This window comes from Flavobacterium macacae (genome assembly GCF_003865365.1).
Lineage (GTDB): Bacteria > Bacteroidota > Bacteroidia > Flavobacteriales > Flavobacteriaceae > Flavobacterium > Flavobacterium macacae.
Genome location: NZ_RQVR01000035.1, coordinates 1 through 4,598, shown reverse-complemented (window position 1 = coordinate 4,598; position 4,598 = coordinate 1). Strand labels below are relative to the sequence as shown.

The following is a 4,598-nucleotide window of genomic DNA, read 5'->3' as shown; positions in this document are numbered from 1 at the left end:
TCAGACTAATACAACCAAAATTAGGTGTATATGTCGGTTTTTATCAGACATATATACTAGTTGTAAGTAATATTATGAAGAACATTCTGTTAACATTTTTATTTTTAAATTCAATATTTTGTTTAGCACAAAATGAACAATTGATTTTGACTGAAAAAGCAAACAATTTATGGTTTCAAAAACTGAACACAACAAACGAATTGAATGAAAAAATTGAACTAATAAATCAACGTTTGATTTCGGATATTAATGTTTACATTAAATGGAGTTTTCCCGATGGTATTACAGTTCAAAGAATACCAAAATTGGATTCAATTAGTAAAATTAGAAATCAAGGATTTTGCAAACCACTTTACGTTGTAAAATATAAGAAAAAAGAAATTGCGTTCAGAATTGAAAATCCATTAAATGATAACTTAACTAATTCAGTTTCGAAACTGATAACTGAAAATAATATTTCTGCTGTAGAAGTTTGGATTGATGATAAAAGAAAAGTTTTATACGGAACAAGTGCAGATTGCGGAATAATTTTTATTTCAACCAATAAAAGAAAAATATTTAAAGCCTTCAAAAATTTAAATTTGACCAACTTCTACATGGACGAAATTGGAAATTACAAATAGAACTGAGTAAAAATACTACTTACAACAAGCGTTTGGCAAGATTGCGAATTTTGTAGTAATTTCACGTTTATATTTCGCAAGAAATTTTATCTTTGATAGAAAATAATCGGTTCCGAAGTTCGCAACCTCGCCAAGCGCCGGAACGTTGGGAAAAATCGCCCTTCGGGACAATTTTTCCCAATGACCGCTCGGCTTCGCCGACAGTAGGTAAACCATCGTTGCTTTCGCACGACGTTCTCCCAACTGTCGCCTTTGACGCATTCCGAAAAGGAGTAAAAACTCCTTTCAGAACGACGACAAAGCCGAGCGGTCATTATGCACAATTATTAAACACACCCGTATTAAAAACATGAATACAACTGAAAAACTTAATCTTGTTTCTCCAGAAACAATAGAAAAAATAAAAAACTCAAACATTAAGTCTGAATTGGAAGAATTAGATTTTAAAGAAATCTATAAAATTTCGGATACACCGAGTAAGGTTGAGTTTGTAAAGGACATTGTTGCTTTTGCGAATTCTAAAGGGGGTTACATAATTTTTGGAGTTAACAATTCTTTCGAATGGAGTGGATTAGATGAAAGAAGCGATTCAGATGTAGATGAGGCCAATATTGCAAATATTTTAGATTCCTATTGCGACGGCGAGATAGAAGTAATTACAAACACTGTAGAAATTGATGCTGATTTTTTCTTTGTGATATATGTATTTCCTTCAAAACAAATAATTCCATTTAAAAAAGATGGTCAATATTCTAAAAATAAATGGAAAGCAGGAAAATCTGTAAATGTTAGTGTATTTAAAAATGGTGATGTTTATTGTAGAAGAGGTAGTCGCTCTATAAAAGCTGATAACTTATTTTATAAACTCAAAAGCAATAATTTTAATATTATTGAAAATGTTTCACAACAACCAGTCATGTATAGTGAATTCATAGGTCGTAAAGAGTATTTATCAGAATTATATAGAAAAGTTGAAAATGAAAACAACAGAATTGTTCAAATAGATGGTATTGGTGGTATTGGTAAGACAAGTTTTGTACATTATTTTGTCACTAAACTCATAGAAAATGCTGATTTTCCAAATCATTTTGATTTTATTATTTGGACAAGTTCTAAAAGGAATCGATATACTCCAAGTGGAATAAAAGAGTTGTCAGAATTTATTTCAAATTATTACGAATTGATTCAAGAAATTTTCAAATTCATAACAGAAAATCAACTTATAAATAACGAAGAACAGGAAAGTGTAGATATAAATGAAGTAGTTATAAATTTTCTTTCAGAAAATAAAGTTTTATTAATCGTTGATAATCTTGAGACTTTAAATGACGCAGAGTTGATATCCTTTTTAGAACACATACCAATAAAATCAAAGGCAATTTTAACTACAAGAGAAACACTTGGAGATTTCTATATGTCTCGTATAAATCTTAATGGTTTTCAGCAAGAAAAAGAATTTCCTGATTTTCTACAATCCCAATATAATAACTTTAATGGTGATGGAAATTTCCATGATTTATATGAAAAATATCTTGATGATCTATATAGTTATACTAAAGGAATGCCCTTAGCTGGTCAATTGATTACTCATCAATTAGCACAAGGAACTCCAATTGAGATAGTAATTGATAACCTTAAAAATGGCAAAGCATATGAAGATATTTTAACATTTTGCTTTAAAGGTTCAATAGAAAAACTTTCAATTGTTGAAAAAACTTTACTTTTTATATTTTCATTATCGGAAAAAGAAGAACTTCTATCGATTGATGATTTAATCTATATCAGCAATTTTACAAATGATGAAATAGGTTTGCAAGCGATTCCAAAACTAACAACCATTTCTTTATGTTATAAGAAAAAAACTGAAGCTGGCGTAATAGGATATTCAGTACCATATTTAGCAAAAATTTACTCTAAACAATTCTTAAATCTTGACAATGAGGAGTCAATAATTGCTAACTACGAAAACTTTATCCAAGAAAAATTAAAATTTAATTCAAATGATACATCATCAATTAATTTAATATATCGCTCACAAGCAAAAAATCATAATGATAAAGTTCTTGCGGACAATGCCCTTCGGGCATTTTCTGTCGCAACTTATAATTATGATTTAGCTATCTCTTTAATTGACAGTTTAATTTTAAAAAATAATAAGTTTCCATTTCTTTATTTGATAAAGGGCAAAATTGAAGAAAATGGTATTTTTAAAGATTCATTAGAAAAAGCAAAAAAAGAATTTCTTTTTGCAATTAAATTGGATAATGATTATCTAGAAGCACTAATAGAATTAGGATATGTGGAGTTCAAAGGCAGAATTGGAAACAAGGACAAAGCAAAAGAATTTATTCAAACAAGTATTAGCTATTTTGAAAGGGCATATAAAATAGCACCCGAAGATCAAAGAGTAAATCTAGGATTAGCACAAGGATACTCAAAGCAAGCATCAGCAATTAGCTATTACCATCATAAAGACACAAAAAAACAAGTTGCCGAAAAAGCGAACATATATTTTGAAAAAGCATTCTATAAAAGTGATAATTTGACTTACACTGAAAGGCATTCTAATGCAATCGCTGCATTTGGATATGCATCGAATTTTAAAAACAACATACGTAATGATGAATCGGCATTGAAAATCTGTAATTTAGGATTAGAATATGAACCTGAAAATACGATTCTTATTGAATTGAAAAGGGAATTAGAATTCAAATTGAATCCAACAAATTATACTGCTCAAGTTTTTAGAGAAAAAGGATGGATTAAACAATAACTGTGCATAACAGCCGTTTGGCGCAATAGCTATTATCTACTCCGCCGGAATCCTAATGGGTTCCCGAAACTTGTTCATCCGCAGAATATTTTTCTTAAATTTACCGCTACTACGCCAAGCGGCGGAACGTTGGGAAAAATCGCCCTTCGGGACAATTTTTCCCAATGACCGCTCGGCTTCGCCGACAGTCGGGAAACCATCGTTGCATTCGCACGACGTTCTCCCAACTGTCGCCTTTGACGCATTCCGAAAAGGAGTAAAAACTCCTTTCGGAACGACGACAAAGCCGAGCGGTCGTTATAGGCAATTTATAATATAAAAGATGACAGAAGAAATAGAAGGGATAAAAGCAAATATAGGCTCAATTCAAAATGATATAAAAAATAAATTCAAACTCCCAATTTTCCTTACTTATTCGGTAATTTTGGTTATCTATAATTGGGATATTCTTTTTTATTTAGCGTTTCAGAAAAAAGATGCTTTGGAAAAAATTGAGTACGTTAAAACAAATTTTTTTACAGAGAATTTTGACAGAGTATGGAAACCTATTTTACTAGCAATTTTATATTCAATTTTATTTCCCTTCATCCAATTATTAATCAATTTTGTTGTTCAATTTTTCAAACATCAAAATAATCAAATAACGCGAAAAGAAGAAATGGATAATGCAAATCACAGCTATAATATTCAACAACAATTATCTGGTAAACAAAGTTTACAACAGTTACAAAATAAAATTGATGAATTAATCATAGAAAAAGAACAGCTTATAACTACAAATGATTCATTAATTAGTCAATTAAAAAAAGATAATAGTGACTTGTTAGACAGTAACTCTATTTTTAAATCTGAATTTGAAAAAACCGCAAAAGCTTTTTTAAAAGAAGTTAATGAATTAACCAATGAAGAAAAATCTACAGTTATAGAATTAATTACACAATTGCAAAAAAAAGAAAACTCATTTACTGTTGCAGATTTGGGCAAAATGGCAATTTTTCCTCAACATGCTCAAAAAACTTTAAACTTACTTCAGAAATTTAAAATCACTACAAATTCAAATAGTACTGGCTATTTTGTAGTAACCAAATATGGAAGTAACTTTATAGAATATTTTAAATCAAACTATGTAAAGTAAACTGCCTATAATCGAGTAGACGGCTCCGCCCCAAACGGAACGGAGTGCGCCTCTCACACCACCGAGC

The 4,598-nt window shown here is 30.1% G+C and carries 5 protein-coding genes; all 5 read left to right on the top strand.

Translation table 11 applies throughout. From position 1 onward, the window contains the following. Window positions 1–623, top strand: a 623-nt coding sequence (locus EG849_RS15280) for a hypothetical protein (RefSeq protein WP_233581819.1), incomplete at its 5' end; no start/stop codon positions are given. A gap of 92 nt (window positions 624–715) precedes the next feature. Further along, window positions 716–976, top strand: coding sequence for a hypothetical protein (locus EG849_RS15275; RefSeq protein ID WP_125014273.1), 261 nt, complete (start codon window positions 716–718; stop codon window positions 974–976). After that, window positions 973–3,396 (top strand): ATP-binding protein, encoded by a 2,424-nt coding sequence (locus tag EG849_RS15270; protein ID WP_125014271.1) that lies wholly within the window; start codon window positions 973–975, stop codon window positions 3,394–3,396. Before EG849_RS15275 ends, EG849_RS15270 begins: the two co-directional genes overlap by 4 nt. A gap of 55 nt (window positions 3,397–3,451) precedes the next feature. Beyond that, a complete protein-coding gene (locus tag EG849_RS15265) occupies window positions 3,452–3,715 on the top strand; it encodes a hypothetical protein (RefSeq protein WP_125014269.1) in 264 nt (87 codons plus the stop codon). A gap of 3 nt (window positions 3,716–3,718) precedes the next feature. Continuing rightward, window positions 3,719–4,531 carry a hypothetical protein gene (locus EG849_RS15260; protein WP_125014267.1) on the top strand — a complete coding sequence of 271 codons (813 nt, stop codon included), beginning with the start codon at window positions 3,719–3,721 and terminating at the stop codon, window positions 4,529–4,531. Window positions 4,532–4,598: the final 67 nt, after the last annotated feature.